This is a genomic window from Niallia sp. FSL K6-0212 (assembly GCF_038007605.1).
GTDB lineage: Bacteria > Bacillota > Bacilli > Bacillales > Cytobacillaceae > Niallia > Niallia circulans.
In genome coordinates, this window is sequence record NZ_JBBOXL010000001.1 from 72,456 (window position 1) to 94,101 (window position 21,646).

General features: G+C 35.0%; 16 protein-coding genes and 1 other annotated feature. Of the genes, 6 read left to right on the plus strand and 10 right to left on the minus strand.

Annotated features, from left to right (window positions below):
- Positions 1–229: 229 nt before the first annotated feature.
- From uvrA to MHH96_RS00385, 5 genes are all read right to left on the minus strand, one after another.
- A complete protein-coding gene (gene uvrA / locus MHH96_RS00365) occupies positions 230–3,106 on the minus strand; it encodes an excinuclease ABC subunit UvrA (protein WP_047943759.1) in 2,877 nt (958 codons plus the stop codon).
- Positions 3,107–3,113: 7 nt separating this feature from the next.
- Positions 3,114–5,093: an excinuclease ABC subunit UvrB gene (gene uvrB, locus MHH96_RS00370; RefSeq protein WP_095258576.1), complete on the minus strand. Its 1,980-nt coding sequence runs from the start codon at positions 5,091–5,093 to the stop codon at positions 3,114–3,116.
- A 416-nt stretch (positions 5,094–5,509) separates the two neighbouring features.
- A complete protein-coding gene (locus tag MHH96_RS00375; protein ID WP_047943757.1) occupies positions 5,510–5,743 on the minus strand; it encodes a CsbA family protein in 234 nt (77 codons plus the stop codon).
- 12 nt (positions 5,744–5,755) lie between these two features.
- A complete protein-coding gene (locus tag MHH96_RS00380; protein ID WP_095258574.1) occupies positions 5,756–6,622 on the minus strand; it encodes an STAS domain-containing protein in 867 nt (288 codons plus the stop codon).
- A gap of 215 nt (positions 6,623–6,837) precedes the next feature.
- Positions 6,838–7,122: a hypothetical protein gene (locus MHH96_RS00385; protein ID WP_235850097.1), complete on the minus strand. Its 285-nt coding sequence runs from the start codon at positions 7,120–7,122 to the stop codon at positions 6,838–6,840.
- A gap of 248 nt (positions 7,123–7,370) precedes the next feature.
- On the opposite strand from MHH96_RS00385, the gene MHH96_RS00390 reads away from it, so the two are divergent.
- Entirely contained in the window at positions 7,371–8,396 is a 1,026-nt protein-coding gene (locus MHH96_RS00390; RefSeq protein WP_095258573.1) for an HD-GYP domain-containing protein, read from the plus strand.
- A 59-nt stretch (positions 8,397–8,455) separates the two neighbouring features.
- Here MHH96_RS00390 and adhE read toward each other — a convergent pair whose 3' ends face one another.
- Complete coding sequence (gene adhE / locus MHH96_RS00395) at positions 8,456–11,068, minus strand: bifunctional acetaldehyde-CoA/alcohol dehydrogenase (RefSeq protein WP_047943756.1); 2,613 nt, start codon at positions 11,066–11,068, stop codon at positions 8,456–8,458.
- A 369-nt stretch (positions 11,069–11,437) separates the two neighbouring features.
- Here adhE and MHH96_RS00400 point away from each other — a divergent pair, with 369 nt between their 5' ends.
- The 5 genes from MHH96_RS00400 to MHH96_RS00420 all read left to right on the plus strand — a co-directional run bounded on the left by MHH96_RS00400 (position 11,438) and on the right by MHH96_RS00420 (position 16,991).
- On the plus strand, positions 11,438–12,067 hold the full coding sequence (locus MHH96_RS00400; RefSeq protein WP_095322098.1) for a TetR/AcrR family transcriptional regulator: 630 nt from the start codon (positions 11,438–11,440) through the stop codon (positions 12,065–12,067).
- A gap of 118 nt (positions 12,068–12,185) precedes the next feature.
- Positions 12,186–14,387, plus strand: a complete 2,202-nt coding sequence (locus tag MHH96_RS00405) for an MMPL family transporter (RefSeq protein WP_341116299.1) — start codon at positions 12,186–12,188, stop codon at positions 14,385–14,387.
- A 180-nt stretch (positions 14,388–14,567) separates the two neighbouring features.
- Positions 14,568–15,053 carry an RNA polymerase sigma factor gene (locus MHH96_RS00410; RefSeq protein ID WP_047943753.1) on the plus strand — a complete coding sequence of 162 codons (486 nt, stop codon included), beginning with the start codon at positions 14,568–14,570 and terminating at the stop codon, positions 15,051–15,053.
- A gap of 12 nt (positions 15,054–15,065) precedes the next feature.
- Positions 15,066–15,917, plus strand: coding sequence for a DUF3298 and DUF4163 domain-containing protein (locus MHH96_RS00415; protein ID WP_251688325.1), 852 nt, complete (start codon positions 15,066–15,068; stop codon positions 15,915–15,917).
- A gap of 195 nt (positions 15,918–16,112) precedes the next feature.
- On the plus strand, positions 16,113–16,991 hold the full coding sequence (locus MHH96_RS00420; RefSeq protein ID WP_328283307.1) for a cation diffusion facilitator family transporter: 879 nt from the start codon (positions 16,113–16,115) through the stop codon (positions 16,989–16,991).
- A gap of 218 nt (positions 16,992–17,209) precedes the next feature.
- Here the strand turns inward: MHH96_RS00420 and MHH96_RS00425 are convergent, their stop codons facing one another.
- From MHH96_RS00425 to MHH96_RS00440, 4 genes are all read right to left on the minus strand, one after another.
- Positions 17,210–17,335, minus strand: coding sequence for a TraX family protein (locus tag MHH96_RS00425; protein ID WP_336045541.1), 126 nt, complete (start codon positions 17,333–17,335; stop codon positions 17,210–17,212).
- 126 nt (positions 17,336–17,461) lie between these two features.
- Positions 17,462–17,974: a TraX family protein gene (locus tag MHH96_RS00430; RefSeq protein WP_341116305.1), complete on the minus strand. Its 513-nt coding sequence runs from the start codon at positions 17,972–17,974 to the stop codon at positions 17,462–17,464.
- Positions 17,975–18,204: 230 nt separating this feature from the next.
- Positions 18,205–19,638 (minus strand): proline--tRNA ligase, encoded by a 1,434-nt coding sequence (gene proS, locus MHH96_RS00435; RefSeq protein WP_047944899.1) that lies wholly within the window; start codon positions 19,636–19,638, stop codon positions 18,205–18,207.
- An 84-nt stretch (positions 19,639–19,722) separates the two neighbouring features.
- Positions 19,723–19,940 (minus strand) — a binding site (T-box leader).
- A gap of 191 nt (positions 19,941–20,131) precedes the next feature.
- Entirely contained in the window at positions 20,132–21,361 is a 1,230-nt protein-coding gene (locus tag MHH96_RS00440) for a pyridoxal-phosphate-dependent aminotransferase family protein (protein WP_321198340.1), read from the minus strand.
- Positions 21,362–21,646: the final 285 nt, after the last annotated feature.

Genomic DNA, 21,646 nt, shown 5'->3' on the forward strand with positions numbered 1-21,646 from the left:
AAGCCGCTCAGTGGTTGAAATTACTAATCAACAGTACGGACTCCTATATGTTAATACGGAATCACCCCTGCAAAAGTTTCAATCTGAATACTTTCTGACCTTTTTATTTTATGTAGCGATTTTCTAATTCAGAAGAACTTCTGCGTAAGTAAGAAAAAAAGAGACGAGGCTTAGCAGATAGCCGAATTGAATAATTAATTCAGCTTTTCTACTTTCCTCGTCTCTTGATTTAAGTTGTAGCGATCTTTTCAGCTTCTATGATACTATCCTTCATTCTTTGCCGTTCTCTCTCTAGGATTGGCTTTAAATATTTCCCTGTATAAGACCCTTTTAGATTGGCAATATCCTCAGGAGTCCCTGTTCCTAATATTGTGCCACCTTTATCTCCGCCTTCTGGTCCTAAGTCGATAATATAATCTGCTGTCTTAATGACATCGAGATTATGTTCAATAACTAGTACTGTATCTCCATTTTCGACTAGTCGCTGAAGAACAATCAATAGTCTTGAAATATCATCAACATGTAAGCCTGTTGTCGGCTCATCCAAAATATAAAAGGACTTACCCGTAGATCGGCGGTGTAGTTCTGATGCTAGTTTTACCCTTTGTGCCTCTCCGCCTGATAAAGTAGTCGCTGGTTGTCCGAGTTTAATATATCCTAAACCAACGTCCACAATTGTTTGCAATTTACGATGAATTTTCGGTATATTTTCAAAAAAGGATACGCCATCTTCTACTGTCATTTCCAATACATCGGAAATATTTTTCCCTTTATATTTCACTTCTAATGTTTCCCTATTGTATCGTTTGCCATGACAAACTTCACAAGGAACATAAACGTCTGGAAGGAAATGCATTTCAATTTTTATGATTCCGTCTCCACGGCAGGCTTCGCATCTTCCACCTTTGACATTAAAACTAAAGCGTCCTTTTTTATAACCGCGTACCTTTGCTTCATTGGTTGTCGCAAAAACATCACGTATATCATCAAACACTCCAGTATAGGTTGCCGGATTCGATCTTGGTGTTCGGCCAATTGGAGATTGGTCAATATCAATGACTTTTTCCAATTGTTCAATTCCCTTAATTTCCTTATGGGCACCTGGCTTTGCCTTCGCACGATTTAGCTTTTGAGCCAAGCCTTTATGAAGAATTTCATTAATTAAAGTACTTTTTCCTGAACCAGAAACCCCTGTCACAGCAATAAACATTCCGAGCGGTATTTTTACATTTACATTCTTTAAATTATTTTCTTTTGCCCCGGTAATTTCAATAAATCTGCCATCACTTTGTTTTCTCTCTAATGGAAGTGGAATGAATTTCTTTCCAGATAAGTACTGACCAGTTATCGATTGCGGATCATTCATTACTTCTTTTGGTGTTCCAACAGAAATAATTTCGCCACCATGGACACCCGCACCTGGTCCTACATCTATTAAATAGTCAGCAGCCATCATAGTGTCTTCATCATGTTCTACAACAATCAATGTATTCCCTATGTCACGCATCTGTCTTAGTGTATCGATTAATTTATCATTATCTCTTTGGTGAAGCCCAATAGAAGGCTCATCCAAAATATAAAGTACACCCGTAAGCCTTGAACCAATTTGTGTTGCTAAACGTATTCTTTGTGCTTCTCCACCAGATAAAGTTCCTGCAGCTCTACTTAGTGTTAGATAATCTAATCCAACATTGATCAAAAATCCAACTCTTTCTTTTATTTCTCGAAGAATTAAGTTAGCAATTTGTTTTTCTTTATCTGTTAAATCAACCTTCTCCATAAATTCATAGCATTCCACCACTGATTTTTCAGTTATTTTACCGATATGCTGTCCGTTAATTAAAACAGCCAAAGCCTCTTTCTTTAGGCGATATCCTTTACATGTGCGACAAGGCTGTTCCGCCATGTATTTTTGCATTTGCTCACGGATGTAGTCAGAACTAGTTTCTTTATATCTTCTTTCCACGTTTTTAATAACGCCTTCAAATTGGATATCATTTTCTCTCACTTGGCCAAAGTCATTTTCATAACGGAAATGGATATATTCCTTTCCAGATCCATAAAGGATTTTATCCATTAGATTCTTCGGAATGTTCTTTACAGGTATATTCATGTCAATCCCATAATGATTACATACACTTTCAAGAAGCTGCGGATAGTATTGAGAACTAATAGATTCCCATGGAGCTATCGCATTTTCCTTTAAAGTTAAATTCCAATCAGGAATAACTAAATCTACGTCTACAACTAGTTTATTTCCGAGGCCATCACAATCTGGACAAGCTCCAAATGGACTATTAAAAGAAAATAACCTTGGTTCTAATTCACTAATAGAGAAACCGCAAATTGGACAAGCGTGATGTTCACTAAACAGTAATTCCTCTTGTCCCATCACATCAATAATGACTTTTCCATTCCCAAATTGTAAGGCTGATTCCAATGAATCTGCCAGACGAGCAGTTATTCCCTCTTTGACAACAAGTCGATCGATAACTACTTCAATATTATGTTTCTTATTTTTCTCTAGAGAAATATCATCACCAATTTCAAACATTTCTCCATCGATGCGCAAACGAACGTACCCTTGTTTTTTTACATCTTCAAGTACTTTCACATGTGTACCCTTGCGCCCTGATACAACTGGCGCAAGTACTTGCAGTCTAGTTCTCTCAGGATATTCGAGAATACGGTCTACCATCTGTTCTATTGTCTGAGAAGAAATTTCAATACCATGCTCTGGACAAGTTGGTCTTCCTACCCTCGCAAATAATAATCTCAAATAATCATAAATTTCGGTTACAGTCCCCACAGTGGAGCGGGGATTTCGACTTGTCGTTTTCTGATCAATGGAAATAGCGGGAGATAAGCCTTCTATTGAATCAACATCAGGCTTATCCATTTGTCCTAAAAACTGCCGCGCATAGGCGGATAAAGATTCTACATATCTTCTTTGTCCTTCTGCATAAATCGTATCAAAAGCAAGAGAAGACTTTCCTGAACCAGATAAACCAGTTATCACTACTAATTGATCTCTCGGTATTGTTATATCAATATTTTTTAAATTATTTGCACGTGCACCTTTTACAATAAGTTTATCTTTTGCCATTGTTCTCTCACCCCTCAGCCTTTAATTCAAGCAATAAATCGCGAAGTTCTGCAGCTCTTTCGAAGTTTAATGCTTTTGCTGCTTCTTTCATTTCATTCTCCATTTGTGCAATCATTGCTTCTTTTTCTTTTTTCGTTAATTTATCAAGTTTTGTAGTTGTTCCATACTCTTCAGGCTCCTCTGCTGCTTGCGTAGCACGGATTGTGTCTCTAATTCCTTTTTGAATAGTTTGCGGGGTAATTCCATGTTCTTCATTATATTTTTCTTGAATTTCTCTACGTCTTTTCGTTTCACTGATGGCGACTTCCATTGAATGGGTTATCTTATCAGCGTACATGATGACTTGACCATTAGAATTTCTCGCTGCACGTCCGATTGTTTGAATAAGGGACCGCTCTGAACGAAGGAATCCTTCTTTATCTGCATCCAAAATCGTAACGAGTGAGACTTCAGGAATATCCAAACCTTCTCGCAATAGGTTAATTCCTACCAATACATCGTATTTCCCAAGACGTAACTCTCGAATAATTTCAATCCGTTCTAATGTTTTTACTTCGGAATGTAGATACTGTACTTTTATCCCTATTTCTTTCAGATAATCTGTTAAATCCTCTGACATTTTTTTCGTTAGTGTTGTTACCAATACCCGTTCATTTCGTTTAATTCTCTCATGGATTTCCGCTATTAAATCATCAATCTGTCCTTCAATTGGACGAACATCAATGGTTGGATCAAGCAATCCAGTTGGACGGATTATTTGTTCAATCATAACAGGAGTATGTTCGATTTCATATGGTCCTGGTGTTGCAGAAACACAAATCATTTGATTAATATGCTTCTCAAATTCTCCAAACGTTAACGGGCGGTTATCAAGTGCTGACGGCAGGCGAAAACCATGCTCTACTAATACGTTTTTCCGCGCTTGGTCACCATTATACATTCCTCTAATTTGCGGCAATGTAACATGAGACTCGTCAATCACAAGTAAGAAATCTTTTGGAAAATAATCCAGCAATGTATAAGGAGTAGATCCAGGAGGTCTTAATGTTAAATGTCTTGAGTAATTTTCTATTCCTGAACAGAATCCCATTTCTCGCATCATTTCTAAATCATAGCGGGAGCGTTGTTCTAGACGCTGAGCCTCTAATAATTTATTATCTGCTCTTAATTGCTCTAATCGTTCTTCTAATTCTTTTTCAATGTTTTCAATTGCTATTTTCATTTTCTCTTCTCTTGTTACGAAGTGAGACGCCGGAAAAATAGCAATATGATTTCGTTCTCCTAATATTTCACCAGTTAATGCATCCACTTCCCGAATCCGATCAATTTCATCTCCAAAAAATTCGACTCTAATACAATGTTCATCTCGGGACGCTGGGAAAATTTCGACTACATCACCACGGACACGAAAAGTTCCCCGTTTAAAATCAATATCATTTCGATCGTATTGAATATCCACTAATTTACGAAGCAATTGATTTCTTTCCAATTCCATACCGGTTCTTAATGATACAACCATTTCTCGATATTCTTCTGGAGAACCTAATCCATATATACAAGATACACTGGCAATAATTATTACGTCATCTCTTTCAAATAAAGAAGATGTTGCTGAGTGACGGAGCTTATCAATTTCATCATTGATGCTTGCATCCTTTTCAATAAACGTATCCGTTTGCGGGACATAAGCCTCTGGTTGGTAATAATCATAGTAGCTAACAAAATATTCTACTGCATTATTAGGAAAAAATTCTTTAAACTCACTATATAATTGACCTGCTAAGGTTTTATTGTGAGCAATAATTAAAGTTGGCTTTTTAACTTCTTTAATCACATTGCTTATGGTGAACGTTTTACCCGTCCCAGTTGCCCCCAGCAAGGTTTGAATCTTCTCTCCTGCTTGTATACCTGAGACTAATTTTTTGATTGCTTCTGGCTGATCTCCTTGAGGAGTATACTTTGAAACTAATTCAAAATCATGACTCACTAAACCATCCTCCGATCTATATAAGCACGCCTGCTTATTCATCCATTCCTTTGCTGCTTTATGTTAATACTCCATTATATTTAGAAGTTATTTTCGTAACTCTGTTGTTTTAAGGATTTAAATTCTTCACAAAAAGCGTCATATTAAGGAAAACAACAAAAATGGAAAAGGCGATTTTTACCATTTCTTTTTTATAATTCCTACCTATGTAATCAATATAACATCATTCTACCACAAACCTTCCATTTCAAACCACAAAAAAGAGAACAAACATTCGATTTATTTTTGAATATAATTTAGAATTAAGACAAAAAACATTTCCCTATAAAAAAATGACTACACGAATACCTATCCTCTTTATCGACGGAAAATCGTTTAGTCATTCTTCTTCTCTATTCTTTTTTATATTTCTTCTATTAAGTATCCTTACTTGCTAATCTCTCTTTCCAATTTCTACTGATCATATAACCAATAGTCATAGAAAAAGCATCAACAACAATTAATAAAAATGTATCAGTATATCCTCTATAAACCGAAGCAGCTATTAAAGCTACGGTTAAGACTAAACCAATAATTGGATAATAGGTTGCTTTTGAAAAAAGGATTACCAATAGGCACGGGAAAAATAGTGCAGCTAGATATTTCCCCATCTATATACACCTCTATTTAACAAATTTCACTTCATTGACCGTTAATCCAAATTTTCCTAGCGCACTTGCTAAATTATTAAATATTGGTATCTGGCTAAAATCTACACCTAGTTGAATAGCTGTTTGTGCCACCTCTGGTCTTAATCCTGAAAGATAACCTTTGACACCAATTAATCGCAAAGCATGAATCACTTGGAAAATTTGATGCGCAACCATTGTATCAATTAGGGGCACACCCGATAAATCAATAAATAAGTGATTAAATCGTTTCTCGTTACATTCCTTTAGTGTATTCTCCATAATTAATTGCGCTCTCTTTGTATCAATATCTCCGATTAATGGAAGAACACCAATTCCCTCCGTAATCGGGATAACTGGGCTGCTTAATTCATATATAGTTTCTTGCTGTGCCATCAATTGCTGAAATTTATATTTATCATAAGAATCAATAAAAATATTTACAAATAAATCAAATGCATAATGAATTAATCGTATCCATTCAAAGAGTGTAGGAATTGTTAAATGAGCAGTAGTCTCCGCAGAAAACTTCTCTACATATGATAAAAGAATCCCTTTAACCGTGTTAAGCTGTTCAATAGATTCTAAAATCGGAACTAATTCTTTCGCCCGCTTTTCTGCAACTTTAATAGCCCATTCAGAAATATTTGCTGAATACACTTCTTCTTCCTCAATAAAAACCTTTATTACATTTTCTAAAAGAGTTTGATGTGCGGTAATTAGTTCTTCCATATTCTCTGCTGATTTATTGGCTGAATAAAAGGATGAAATACTATTTTCTATCTTGCTTAGCCACTCTTTACGCATATCAACAAGATGGTCATTTAAATAAGTATATAAACTTTGCATACAAGGTTCCAACTAATTCTCCTCCTAATTCAAGAAACAAGGCTTCATTAGGTTTCTATATGGCTATTTCTCACAATACAATAACAGTAGCATCCACAACTGTCTATTGTTGATATTCTACTTGTTTTCTTAAAATCCGTTCTAGTGTTTATCGATAAATATATACTATTATATAGTTCTCCTCATAGTGAAACAAGCAAGAAGTCTTTTTTCTAGAAGTAGAATCCTTATGTATTTTTTAACAAGCTTGTTGCAATCACTTGAAAGATTGGTTTCACAGAAGATGCTCTTTTCTTAGCATGCTCTAGCAATACAATAATATCATCTACTTCTTCATGACTTAACTCTTCCACAATCCAATCTTCCAAATCCTGATTCTTAATGACTATCGTACGATTTGGTATATCAATCGTACGATACTTCCTCAATTCATTATGAATGAAATTAATATGATGTTGATATTTCTTTTGCTTATGTAAAGAAAATGTATTTTTATTCAATCGATTCTTCATCCTTATGCTCCTCTCTATATGTATCTATGCATCTTCTTCTATTCTATTTTTGTTAAATATATAGCTATTATAATAGGAAAAATATTCAGAAGGCCTTAATCCCTAGTAAATTCTACTAAAATAGGCAATAAGAAGTGTGATAACTAGTCAGAAAGTCTGTTTTATCTACGATAGAGCTAAGGTAATATTTACTAATAAGGGGATGCGAAGCAGCAATATATAGCCATTATGTAAAGGAGACAATTAATATGGGAAAAGGAACTATGAATATTGTTGGGTATCGTATAAAAAGGGATGTTTATTCAAACTCTATTGAAGGCTTATTTCTACTAAAAAAGAACTCCATCTTAACGAAGAAGCATATTGACTTACTTACAAAGCATCAGGTTAATCCATTTGATGTAATTGAACCTACAGATGAAACCTCTGCCTCCTCCGATAATAAGGAATTTACTAATTTGCTAGATGAGGTAAAAGAAACTTTCCATCGCATCATCGAACAAGATAACAGCACGGTGGAGAAACTTCTGCATGATTTTAAAAACACTATTAATTCTTCTCTTCAAGAATTAGCGATTTTAGAAATGCTTCATAAAGAAGTCTCACCAGATGATTATATTTACCAGCATAGTATTAATGTTGGAATCCTTTCTGCCATTATTGGGAAAATTTTAGGATTACCTAAAAAGCAATGCCATCTGCTTAGTCAAATGGGATTATTTCATGATATCGGCATGTTAAAATTGGATCCATCCATTTTAAAAGTATCTGCTCGTTTAACACAAACAGAATATAAAGAAATGCAAAAACACACGATCTATGGAAAAGGCATCTTATTTCAAGTTCCGCAATTGGATATATTAATATCGCGAACTGCTCTGTTACATCATGAAAAAATAAATGGCAAAGGCTATCCCTCTCAGCGTACAGAAAAGGATATTCCCTTCTTGATCCAAATCGTTTCCGTTGCAGACATATTTAATAGCATGTGTACTTCTAATACGTATAAAGACAAGAAAACCTACATTGAAGCTATCGATGAATTAATAAATGAATCCTATGGAAATGCTTTAAATCCTGCTATTGTTATTCCATTTACCAATTTCATTATGAGAAAGCAGCTCTTTAAAAAAGTCATACTATCTAATAATGAAACGGCAGAAATTATCTTTATTCATCAAAATGAACCTCATTTACCATTGATTCGGCTAAAGGATTCCTATATTGATTTACGCAGGACTTCCTCTTTGAAGATTACTGGATTAGCAAATTGAATAAAAAAAATGGTCAAATCACAAAGATTTGACCATTTTTTTTATTATTCAGGGATTTTTCAAACCCCTTTATAGGCTTTACGATAAATATCTGCCAACTCTGTAACTAATGGTAATTTAGGGTTAGCTGTTGTACATTGATCCTCAAAAGCCCGGTCCGCTAAATAATCCACTTTTGCTTCAAATTCTTTTGCATCTACGCCTTGGGCAGCAATACTCATAGGAATATTCAGTTCTTTCCCTAGTCTAATTACTGCCTTCACAAAGTTGTCTACACCTTGTTCAACTGTATTTGCTGGCAATCCAAGAATTCTGGCAAGCTCTGCATAACGTTCATCTGCTTTAAAGTATTCATATTTAGGGAATGACATGAATTTTTTTGGTTTCTCTGCATTATATCTGATAACATGTGGCAATAAAATTGCATTGGAACGACCATGTGCGATATGGAATTCGGCTCCTAATTTATGTGCCAAGCTATGGTTAATTCCTAAGAACGCATTTGCAAACGCCATACCAGCAATCGTAGAAGCATTATGCACTTTTTCACGTGCTTCTTCATCATTTCCATTGCGATATGCTCTTGGTAAATATTCAAAGATCAATTGAACAGCTTTAACTGCTAATGCATCTGTATAGTCATTTGCCATATTTGATACATATGCCTCCACAGCATGTGTTAGTACGTCCATACCTGTATCTGCTGTAACGGATGGTGGAACTGTCATCACAAATTGTGGATCAATGATTGCTACATCTGGTGTTAGCTCATAATCTGCTAAAGGATATTTAATATTTTGCTCTTTATCTGTAATAACCGCAAAGGATGTTACTTCAGAACCAGTACCAGAAGTAGTTGGAATTGCCACAAATTTAGCTTTTCCTCCCAACGCTGGATATTTATATACTCTTTTACGGATATCTAAGAACTTTTGCTTTAAGCCGAAGAACTCTTCATCTGGATGTTCGTAGAATAACCACATTCCTTTTGCTGCATCCATTGGAGATCCCCCACCAAGAGCGATAATACAATCTGGCTGGAATTTAGCCATCATTTCTGTTCCTCTAACAACTGTTTCAATAGATGGATCTGGCTCTACATCGGAAAATACTTCTACTTGCACTAGATTTGAACGTTTTCTTAAGTTATAAAGTAATTTATCTACATATCCAAATTTGACCATATATGGATCAGTTACGATAAACACCCTAGAAATGTCCTTCATTTTTTGTAAATACTGTACAGAGTTTTTCTCAAAATAGATTTTTGATGGAACTTTAAACCATTGCATATTTACATTCCTTTTTGCTAGTTTTTTTACATTCAATAAATGAATGTCTGTTACGTTAGTAGATACAGAGTTTTTACCATAAGATCCACAACCAAGTGTTAAAGATGGCATGAAGGCATTGTAGATATCACCGATCGCACCCTGAGAAGATGGTGCGTTGTTAATAATGCGGCATGCTTTCATTCTTAGCGCAAAGCTTTCGATTACTTTTGGATCTTCAGAGTGAATAACTGCTGAGTGTCCTAAACCGCCAAATTCTAGCATTTCTTCTGCACGTTTGATTCCTTCTTCTGTTGATTCTACTTTATAGCATGCAAGGACTGGACTTAATTTTTCTCTTGATAGCGGGTAATTTGGTCCCACACCCTCTAATTCTGCAAGAAGTATTTTAGTATCTTCCGGAACTTTTACTCCTGCCAATCCTGCGATATAATGAGCAGATTTACCAACGATATCAGGATTTACAGCACATGTGTTTTCATTAATTACTAGTTTTTCTACTTTAGCTAATTCCTCTTTATTTAAGAAGTAACAGCTATTACGAACTAATAGATTTTTCACTTCTTCATAGATTTCTTTATCAATGATTACTGCTTGTTCAGAGGCACAAATCATTCCATTATCGAATGTTTTAGAAAGAATTAAATCAGTGACTGCTCTTTTAACTTTTGCTGTTTTTTCAATATAACAAGGTACATTACCGGCTCCAACTCCCAGTGCTGGTTTGCCACAGCTGTATGCAGATTTAACCATACCTGGTCCACCAGTTGCAAGAATCAGCGCAATATCGTTATGGTTCATTAGTGCTTTTGTTGTTTCAATCGAAGGCTTTTCAACCCATTGAATACAGTTCTCTGGTGCTCCTGCTTTTACAGCTGCATCCCTTAAGATTCGAGCCGCTTCACTGCTGCATTTTTGTGCAGAAGGATGGAAAGCAAAAATAATTGGATTGCGTGTTTTAATAGCAATAATAGCTTTAAACATTGTAGTAGATGTAGGATTTGTAACAGGTGTTACTCCTGCAATCACTCCAACTGGATCAGCGATTTCGACAATTCCTGTTTGTTGGTCCTCATTTATTACCCCAACTGTACGATCATATTTAATATTGTGGTATATATATTCAGTAGAGAATATATTCTTTGTTATTTTATCTTCATAAATACCTCTTCCGGTTTCTTCTACTGCTAGTTTAGCTAAATACATATGCTTATCTAAGCCAGCAAGAGCCATTGCTTTTACAATTTCATCTACTTGCTCTTGATTTAAGGACATAAACTCCTTTAGTGCTTTTTTTCCTTTCGCTGCCATTTCATCAATAACTGCTTGCACATCAACTTGTTCATTTTTCCCTTTTACTTCTTTTTCAACAACTGACATTGTAGATCCCTCCAATTATAGAGAATGATAATTATGTGAATGTTTTCACATATAACTTTAAAGAAAAAACCACTTTACAAAAGCAGTCTGTTTGTGATTATTTTCACAAATTCTTCTTTAAAGAAAAACTACTAATATAGTAGTTTAATTTTCCTACCAACTTACAGTTCTTGTTGCTTTTTTGCAAATTCTCGTTAGTTTTTCTTTACATGCTTATCATATAACGACTCGCAAAAACCTTCAAGCCTATTTAAATAAAATTGTTCATCTTTTCACAAACTTGTTCACATTTTATTCAAATTTGAAATATCCCTTTATTTTTTCTATAATATTAAATGTGATAAATTCAACAATGAAAGGGTTTACAATGTGAATAAAAAAATAGTTAAGTCAAGTACCAATCATGATACCTATCATTTCATTATCCGTGTTTCCTATCAGTTATTTATGGAATTAGGATATCGGAAGGTTAGTACAAGGATGATTGCAGAACATTGTGGAATTACACAGCCAGCTTTATATCATCATTTTAAAAATAAACAAGATATTTATAAAGAAGTAATTAATACATCTATAAAGCAAACAGAACATGCTCTCTTAAACATTACGAAAGAATTTGAGAATCTTGAAGAATGTCTCTATCAAATTGCTATTTACTTTTTAGAAAATTATCAAGAGGATTTAATGCAAATGTTTCATGACTTACAGCATGAAATGCCGTCTGATGTCCAAACACATTTAAGAATTCGCTGGCAGGAAGGATTTTTGAATCCCATTATACATGTATTTGATCAAGAGGAAAAAAACAATGCAAATATTTCCTACAATAAAATAGACACTAATAGCAAAGAAATTGCCTTGATGTTTCTTCAATATATTCAAACAGCAATGCAGCCTTCTTATATGAAAGAACTATCTTCTAATCAACAAAAAAAAGAAATCCAGCGAAAGGCAAAGTTAATTGTTCATTTATTTTTGTTCGGCCTAGTAGATAGGTAATGATTTTGTAAAAAACACTTCATTTCTTTCTGTATTAATTATATACTCAACTTATCAAGTGATAAGTTTTTTTACATCTTACTTATCGATTGATAAGTTGTCTTTAAGGAGTGGAAAAATGAAACATTATATTCAGCGATATTTTACTGCAGTAACTAGTAAAAAGGGAAAGTGGATTACTTTAATTGCCTGGCTTCTCCTTGTCGGAATAGTAAGCATGTTTTTACCTCAGGCTAGCTCACAGAAAAATGATTTAGCTAGAAATATTCCCACTACTGCTTTATCACAGCAGGCAGAGGAAAAAATAAAAGAAGAATTTCCCAATGAACAAGGAACGCCGGCATTAATTGCTTGGTATCGATCAACAGGATTATCTAATCAAGATTTACAACAAATCCAAGAGCTTACCAAACAACTAACAGAGAAGCCGCTAATCCATCAAGAAATGATTATTCCCTATCATCAACTACCGATTGAGGCAGTAAAGCGACAAATTTCTGAAGATGGAACAACATTCGTTTTCCCGCTTTTATTTGAAAATAATTTAGCAACAAGTGAACTCAAGACAGGTGTTCAGGAATTAGAAAAAGCTGCTAGTAACTTATGGGGAGAAAATCCTTTTAACACCTCAATAAAAGATGAAACAAAATTACATGCAAGAACAACCGGTCCAGTAGGTATCTCTATTGATGCGACAGAGCTGTTTAGCCAAGGTGACTTATCATTACTCATTGGCACAGTTATGATAGTTTTAATTTGTTTGCTTGTCATTTATCGTTCTCCAGTATTAGCATTTATCCCGCTAATCGGAGTTGGAATCGCTTATGGAGTTATCAGTCCTTTACTTGGCTTCTTAGGTGAGTTAGGGTGGATTGAATTTGATTCTCAAAGCATTGCTATTATGACCGTATTGCTTTTTGGAGCCGGTACAGACTATTGTTTATTCATTATCAGTAGATATCGTACGTTACTAACACAAGAATCAGTAAAGGAAATTGCGATGCAAAAAGCCTTAAAACGTTCTGGCGGAGCCGTGGCGATGAGTGGTTTAACAGTATTTTTCTCCCTCATTGCATTATTATTAGCTCAATATGGGGCAGTTCACCGATTTGCCATTCCATTTAGCTTATCTATACTCATAATGATGATTGCTAGTTTAAGTATTGTCCCTGCCATTTTAGCTATTATCGGGAGACTATCTTTTTATCCATTCGTTCCTAGAACAGAAGAATTATTAGCAAAAAAGGGCATGAAAAAAACAGCGAAAAAAAGAAAATCACTTGGAAACGCGATTGGTACAGTAGTAACAAAACATCCATGGAAAGTGACGATTCTCACGACAATATTACTTGGAATTTTTGCTCTTTTTTCTCTTAAAACAGAGTATACGTATGACTTATTATCCTCATTTCCGGATGATATGCCATCAAGAGAAGGCTTTACTTTAATTGAAGATCATTTTAATGCAGGGGAACTTGCTCCCTTATCGGTTATTATTAACACCGAAGGAGAAGCTGTAAAAGTCGAGGAGTCATTGAAACAATTAGATTTTATCGCAAAGGTTTCAGAGGGTGAAGCAGGGAAAAAGAATCCTGATTTAATCAAATATTCAGTGGAGCTTCAAACTAATCCTTATTCAAATGAAGCGATGGATAAACTACCAGCAATTCGGGAAACATTGGAAGAAGTGCTTCAGGAGAATGGTATCAAAAATGCGAACGATAATGTTTGGATTGCTGGAATTACTGCAGAGCAATACGATACAAGAGAATTAACAAATGATGATGCGCAAATGGTCATTCCTGTTATTTTAACCATGATTGCCATCCTTTTACTTATTTATTTACGCTCTATAACAGCAACCATCTATTTGATTGCAACCGTTCTGCTTTCCTATTTTAGCGCATTAGGATTGGGCTGGATTATCCTTCATTACGGATTCGGAGTGGAGGCAATTCAAGGATTAATTCCGCTATACTCTTTTGTATTCATTGTGGCATTAGGAGAAGATTATAATATCTTCATGATTTCAAGCATATGGAAGAAACGCAAAGAAAAGCCCCTCTTACAAGCGGTGAAAGAAGGTGTAGCAGAATCTGGCGGTGTTATTACTTCTGCTGGAGTCATTTTAGCTGCTACCTTTATGGTACTTACGACTTTACCAATGCAAGTACTTGTCCATTTTGGAACCATAACTGCAATCGGAATTGTGCTGGATACCTTTATTGTAAGACCATTTTTAGTGCCTGGAATAACTTCCCTATTAGGAAATGCTGCCTTTTGGCCAAGCAAGAAACTACATGTAAAAGAAAAAGAATAGATTATTTATTCCTCCAAGTCCTGTCTCACTAGAAAGCTTGGAGGATTTTCTTCTCTCCCTTCCATTTAGTCCTTCTTTTTTTAATTTATTTGATTTTCTTAAAACAAAATCCCCTTTCCATACGTCTATTCCTTGTAAAACTTAAGTTATTACGTATTTCTTCCATAAAGGAGCTCTTCTATGTTAAACAAAAATAAAAAAGAAACGGAGTTAATTACATTTATTATGGATCATAAGGAAAGCTTCTACCGATTTGCATACTCTTATGTACGGAATCAAGAAGATGCCTTGGATATTGTACAAGACTCTATTCATAAAGCGTTAAGAAAACAACATCAATTAAAAGATACTGCTATGATGAAAAGTTGGTTTTATCGTATTGTCGCTACAACGTCTCTTGATTTTTTGCGAAAAAAGAAACGGTGGTATGTGGCAGACGATGACAGTTTAGAAGTGCTTGCTTCAAGTTCTGTCGATACTTACAAAAATTTAGATTTAGAACAAGCAATGAATCAGCTTCCACCATCTTATAAAACCATTGTGATTCTTCGTTTTTTTGAGGATTTAAAGCTCGAAGAAATCGCTTCTGTATTAGATGAAAATATAAATACAGTAAAAACAAAGCTTTATAAGGCACTAAAAATACTTCGTATAGAAATGAAATAGTGGAGGAATATAATGGATAGAAAATTAGAAAAGATGAAAAAGGATTATTTAAATATACCCATACCAAATGAATTGGAGAAACAGACACATAAATCGATTAAACGATATCGTACTTTGAGAAGTGTTTCAAAAAACGCTATCTTCTTAGCTGCTTCCATCCTTTTATTCATTACAACGGTTAATATAAGTCCGGCAGCAGCAAGCACCTTATCAGATATCCCTTTTTTAAACAAAGTCATTAAGGTCGTTACAATAACAGAGTGGAAAGAAACGAAAGAGAACAATCAGCTTGATATCAAAACACCTGAAGTAACTGGCTTAGAGAATAAAACTCTTTCACAGACATTAAACCAACAATACGTTCAAGAATCAAAAGAGCTTTATTCTAAATTTCAACAAGAAACAGCAAATGAGAATGGAAACTACTCGCTTGAAAGTGGCTATATCGTTAAAACAGATGATGATTTGTTATTATCGCTGGGTCGATATACGGTCGAAACAAAAGCATCTGCTGCAGAATCTATTCACTATGATACAATCGATAAACAAAACGAACTGTTAATTACATTACCAAGTTTATTTAAAGATAATTCTTACATTGATGCTATTAGTTCGTACATTTTACATGAAATGAACAAGCAAATGAAAGCAGACACCGGAAGCTATTTCATAAAAAATGATACCGATCCAGAAGGATTTGATAAAATCGATCCACACCAAAATTTCTATATAAACAAACAGCATAAATTGGTCATTTGCTTTAATGAATACGAAGTAGCACCAGGATATATGGGAACAGTTGAATTTCTCGTTCCATCCGAGGTAATAAAGGATTATTTAGTAAGTGATTTATATATAAGATAATGGTTATCATTGATAAGTCAGAGGATAGGATTTATTCTTTCCCTCTGACTTTTCTTCTTTTATAGTTGAAAAGTTTTCCTCTGGCAAACTGTTTTCTCTTCCTCATACTTTTGTTGATAGGTATAAAAACGTTGCTCTAGACCCACCCTATAGTGACTTGATATGATTAGTGAGGTAGTTAAGGAGGCATTTGCAATGGATAAAAAATATGAAGACTTAAAGCTCGGAGAACGAGCCGCGATATTAAGCATTATTACATATATTATTTTAGCATCAGTGAAATTAATTATTGGAAATAGCACTGATTCGCAAGCTCTAAAAGCAGATGGATGGAATAATTTCACCGATATTATTGCTTCTGTTGCCGTTTTAATTGGCTTGCGACTATCTCAAAAACCAGCTGATAAAGACCATCCTTATGGTCATTGGAAAGCGGAAACTGTTGCTTCGTTAATTGCTTCCTTTATTATGATGAGTGTTGGATTACAAGTATTATACCAAGCAATCTCTTCCTTCTTTACTCATTCTAGACAAGCACCTGATTTAGTGGCAGCATATACAGCTATCACCTGTGGTGCTGTTATGTTCTTTGTCTATCGGATCAATTTACGATTAGGAAAAAAAATAAATAGCCAAGCTGTAAAAGCAGCAGCGAAAGATAATTTTTCTGATTCGATAGTTAGTTTTGGTACTGCTGTCGGCATTTTTGGAGCACAATTAAACTTGGAATTTTTAGATCCACTAGCGGCTTGTATCGTTGGCCTGTTAATTTGTAAAACAGCTTGGGGAATTTTCCGAGAAACCACTCATTATCTGACAGATGGTTTTGATGTTTTATTGATTGATAAATATAAAAAGACCATTTTGCATACAGATGGCGTTAAAGCTGTAAAAGAAATTAAAGCGAGAAACTATGGGAACAGCCCAGTTGTGGATGTTGTTATTACTGTTAATCAGAAACTAGATATTACCGATGCCCATGATATCTCTTCTGCTGTAGAGAATGCTTTAATAAATGAATTTAATGTATTAGAGGTCCATGTCCATATTGAGCCAGACGAAGAAAAACAATAAAAAACAAATGAGATAGTATTTAGAAGTATAACGGAGAAATCTGGAGATCGACTTTTTTAAGTAATCCCCAAATACAAAAAGGCGGAATTTTCCTCACTATAGGCTAATGCTGCCTTTTGCTTTATTGAGTATCATGAGTATATATGAGCACACACACTATTATGTTGTATAGAGTAAGAAAATAGCCAACTCATTGAGTTGGCTTACATCATTACTCTTTAACTCGTTCCAATAAAATATAAAATAATAATATGTATTGGATAAAAGAAATAGAAAAAATATTTTAAGCCAACTCCTTTTTCCCCATTATAAAAATAGAGAAATGGCAAAGCTAAAATCATCATCCATTGGAAGTCTGCAAACGGAAGTAAAAGTCGGGAAAACCAATTTAAACTACCTCCCCATTTTTCATATACTAAAAAGATAAAAAGGCAATAAATCGAATAGCTTATTACTAGTTGTTTTTTATTTCAAAATAAATAAAAAACAATACCTAATAAAACGAACAAGATTCCCCCTTCTACATGCAGTACATTTCCAAATATAGCTCCATAAAAAGGATATGTCAGAGCTGCATTTAATATAAATATTTCTTTAAAGAGGGTAGAAAGCACCGTACTTATCATCTGCCATATTAAGTAGATACTGAAATATCTCCAACTTCGCTTATCGATTACATAAATTAATAATGCAATTGCAAATAATGTCGCAAAAAAATTATTAGTAATTCCTACTCCCGTATTATAATTTTGATTAATAAACACATTAATGCAAGCCATGATAACACTAGCAATATACAAACGGAAGAGATATCGATGTTTATTAGAGGTGTGAGTCATACCTATTATCACAAAATAAATAAAAATTGGTGCTGCTATTCTCCCTACCCATCTTAAATATACTGGAGTACCAGGGATAAATTCCCCTATATGATCTATTAGCATAAAAATTAAAGCTATTATTTTTATTAAAGTAGTATTCATGATCATCTCCTTAATGAAGAAAAGCACCTATAAAACTAGGTGCTTTATATTTGTCATTTAGTGTTTTTTATTATTTATATTTAAACTTAGAATTTCATGGTTGTCCAAGTAGATGATCTTACATTACCTACCTTTTACATAAATTTCAGCTTTTTTTACTAGAACCATCTACATATTTTCGAGATCCAAATTCCTCGTTTTTTACTATCCATTTGATTTAGGCAAAAATATTAATATGCTTTTGCCCAATATACTAATTTATTAGCTTTTTTGCCACAGCATACACAAGTGTCAGCGATGGTTTCTTGCTCAAAAGGCATACATCTAGATGTTGCACTTGTTTCTTCCTTTATTTTATCTTCACACGCTTGATCTTCACACCACATTGCTTTAATAAATCCTGGCTTTTCTTTTGCCGTCAACTGTTTAAATTCATCAAAATTTACAGCAGTATGAGTGTTTTCTTCTCTATGATCTGTGGCTTTCTTTAACAAGTTGTCTTGGATATCTGTTAATAATTGCGTAATTGTTTCTTCTAATCCATCCATAGAGACAAATTGTTTCTCTCCAGTATCTCTTCTCACAAGAACCACTTGATTTTTCTCGATATCTTTTGGTCCCACTTCTAGACGGAGAGGAATTCCTTTCATTTCATACTCATTAAATTTCCAGCCTGGCTTTTTATCACTTGCATCGATACCAACGCGGATCGAATTACTTAGTTTCTTCTGCAAATCGTAGGCAAAATCCAATACCCCTTCCTTATGCTGGGCAATTGGTACAATCATTACTTGTGTTGGTGCAATCATTGGCGGTACTACTAAGCCGCGGTCATCCCCATGAACCATAATCATGGCACCAATGATTCTTGTCGTAAAGCCCCATGATGTCTGCTGAACATGCTGCAAGTTGCCATCTCTGTCCGAGAACTGAATTCCAAAGGATTTCGCAAAGCCATCGCCGAGATTATGCGAAGTACCTGATTGTAATGCTTTGCCGTCATGCATCAGGCTTTCAATTGTATAGGTGTATTTCGCGCCTGCAAACTTTTCTTTTTCCGTTTTACGCCCTTTGATCACTGGAAGCGCCAAGTACTTTTCGCATATTTCGGCATAGACCTGAAGCATTTGAATTGTTTCTCTATCTGCATCCTCTTCCGTTTCATGACATGTATGCCCTTCTTGCCATAAAAATTCTAAAGTACGTAAGAATGGACGTGTCGTCTTTTCCCAGCGCACAACATTGGCCCACTGATTATATAGCTTAGGAAGATCGCGATAGGAATGAATAATATTTTTATAATGCTCTGCAAAAAGCACTTCTGATGTTGGGCGCACACAAAGTCTTTCTGCTAATTTCTCGTCTCCGCCATGTGTAACCCATGCTACTTCTGGAGCGAATCCCTCAATATGATCTTTTTCTCTTTGTAAAAGGCTTTCTGGAATAAATAATGGCATATAAACATTCTCATGCCCTGTTTCTTTAATACGTTTATCTAAAGCTTCTTTAATATTCTCCCAAATCGCTGTTCCATATGGTCGAATAATCATAGAACCTCTTACACTTGAATAATCGATTAGTTCCGCTTTTGTCACTACATCTGTATACCACTGGGCAAAATCATCTTCCATGCTAGTAATGCTTTTTACAAAATCCTTCGCCATTTTAAAGGGCCTCCTATTTTATCTGTGTTTTATTTCAAGTGGTCTTTTCTTAGTAAAAGACCATAAAAAAAAGCTTTGCTATTCATTAGGGACCAATTAATGGCGGTACCACCCTAATTCAAAGCAAAGCTTTACACTCTTCCATGTTAACGGTATTGAACCGCTGAATCTTCTTAAACAAAGTCTATTCGATACAGAACGAAAAAGGCAGGTTCAACAGGTAAGCCTATAGGTCCTTTCAGCATTTAGACCCTCTCTTTTTATAGACATTGCTGCATACTAATCCTTTTTATAGTTTCATTATTCATTTCTTTGTGAAAAATCATATCGGATAGAAACATTATTGTCAATATAGATTTTTTTATTCTTTTTTAACCGATAGGGCATATATCTTTTATTTTCGATAATGGAGAAGGAGTGAATGGCTTCTCTGTGTTTTCTTTAAGCTCTATGCTTTTTAGGCATAGAAAGTATTTCTCTGGACCCTTATCTATTAACCTCTTAAATAAAAATTTAGCGCTGCTTGCAGTGCTTGGCCTGCAGGGAGTTTTACACCATGGCTAATGAGGCATGCCTCTAAACTCGCAAGTACGAATAAGACATTTTCTTTGCGACAGCTATAGCCCATTGTTCCAATTCTCCATATTTTTCCGTGTAATGGACCAAAAGAGCTGGCTATTTCTACTCCAAATTGCTCAAGCATCATACTACGAACAGATTCTGCATCAATCCCCTCTGGGACGTTAATGCATGTTACCGTTGGCAGCTTCCACCTTTTATCACCGAACAATTCAAGCCCCATGCCTTTTATTCCTTCCATTAACGCTTGTTCATGGTACTGATGACGAGCAAACCTCTTTTCCAAGCCTTCTTCTAAAACAATTCTTAATCCTTCATGAAGAGCATATAACATGGTAGTTGCTTCTGTATGATGATTCAGCCTTCGCGGACTCCAATAATCCTGCAATTGTGCCAAATCTAAATAATTTGAGCGAATTGGGGCATGAGCTTTTATCTCTGCTAGCTCCACTTCTGTAGCTATTCCTCTTTCTACTTTCTTCCGTGCAGTTAACACTTTTTCCACTCGATCATTATACGTAATAGGGGCATTTCCAGATGGAACTGATAAACATTTTTGATTTCCTCCAATTACTGCATCGATATACCAATTATCTGTTTGAACATTGGCTCCTCCAATTGTTGCAACTGCGTCAACGATAAAGAGAATATCTTGTTCTCGACATGCTTTGCCGACCTCTTCTAATGGCTGCATACACCCTGTTGATGTTTCTCCATGAACAAGAGCAACTACTTTCGGTCTCACTCTTTTCATTTCTGCAATAATTACTTCTGGATCAAAAACCTCGCCCCATTTACATTGAAGCAAATGAATCTCAGCCCCATATCTTTCAGAAATTTCCGTCAAAAGATGTCCAAATCTTCCGTAAATTGGAATTAACACTTTATCTCCTGGCTCAATGACACTGGCCAATACAGCTTCTAGTCCAGATCTTGATGTTCCATCAACTGGATATGCCCATTGATTTTTAGTTTGGAAAACTTGTTGAATCATTCTCATAACATCATTCATGATAGATGTAAATGCAGGATCAAATTGTCCCAAAATAGGTGTACTTAACGCCCTTAACACTCTCGGATCAACCTCAACAGGTCCTGGTGTCATAATCGTTCTTAAGGGTGTGTTTAGTTCTAAAAAAGTCACTATGATACTTCCTTTCCTTATCTTTTAGTAATTCCCTCTGCTTGCTTCGTGATCCTTCTTTTTGGTCTTCATCAATCTCATAAACACCACTTTTCCTATTACTCTCCTACTTTTTGGCTTTCATCGACCTCATGAACACTACTTTCCGCCTTCCTCTCCTACTTTTTGGCTTTCATCAACCCCATGAACTCCACTTCTCTCTTTCCTCTCTTACTTTTTGGCTTTCATCAACCCCATGAACTCCACTTTTCCTATTCCACTCTTACTTTTTGGCTTTCATCAACC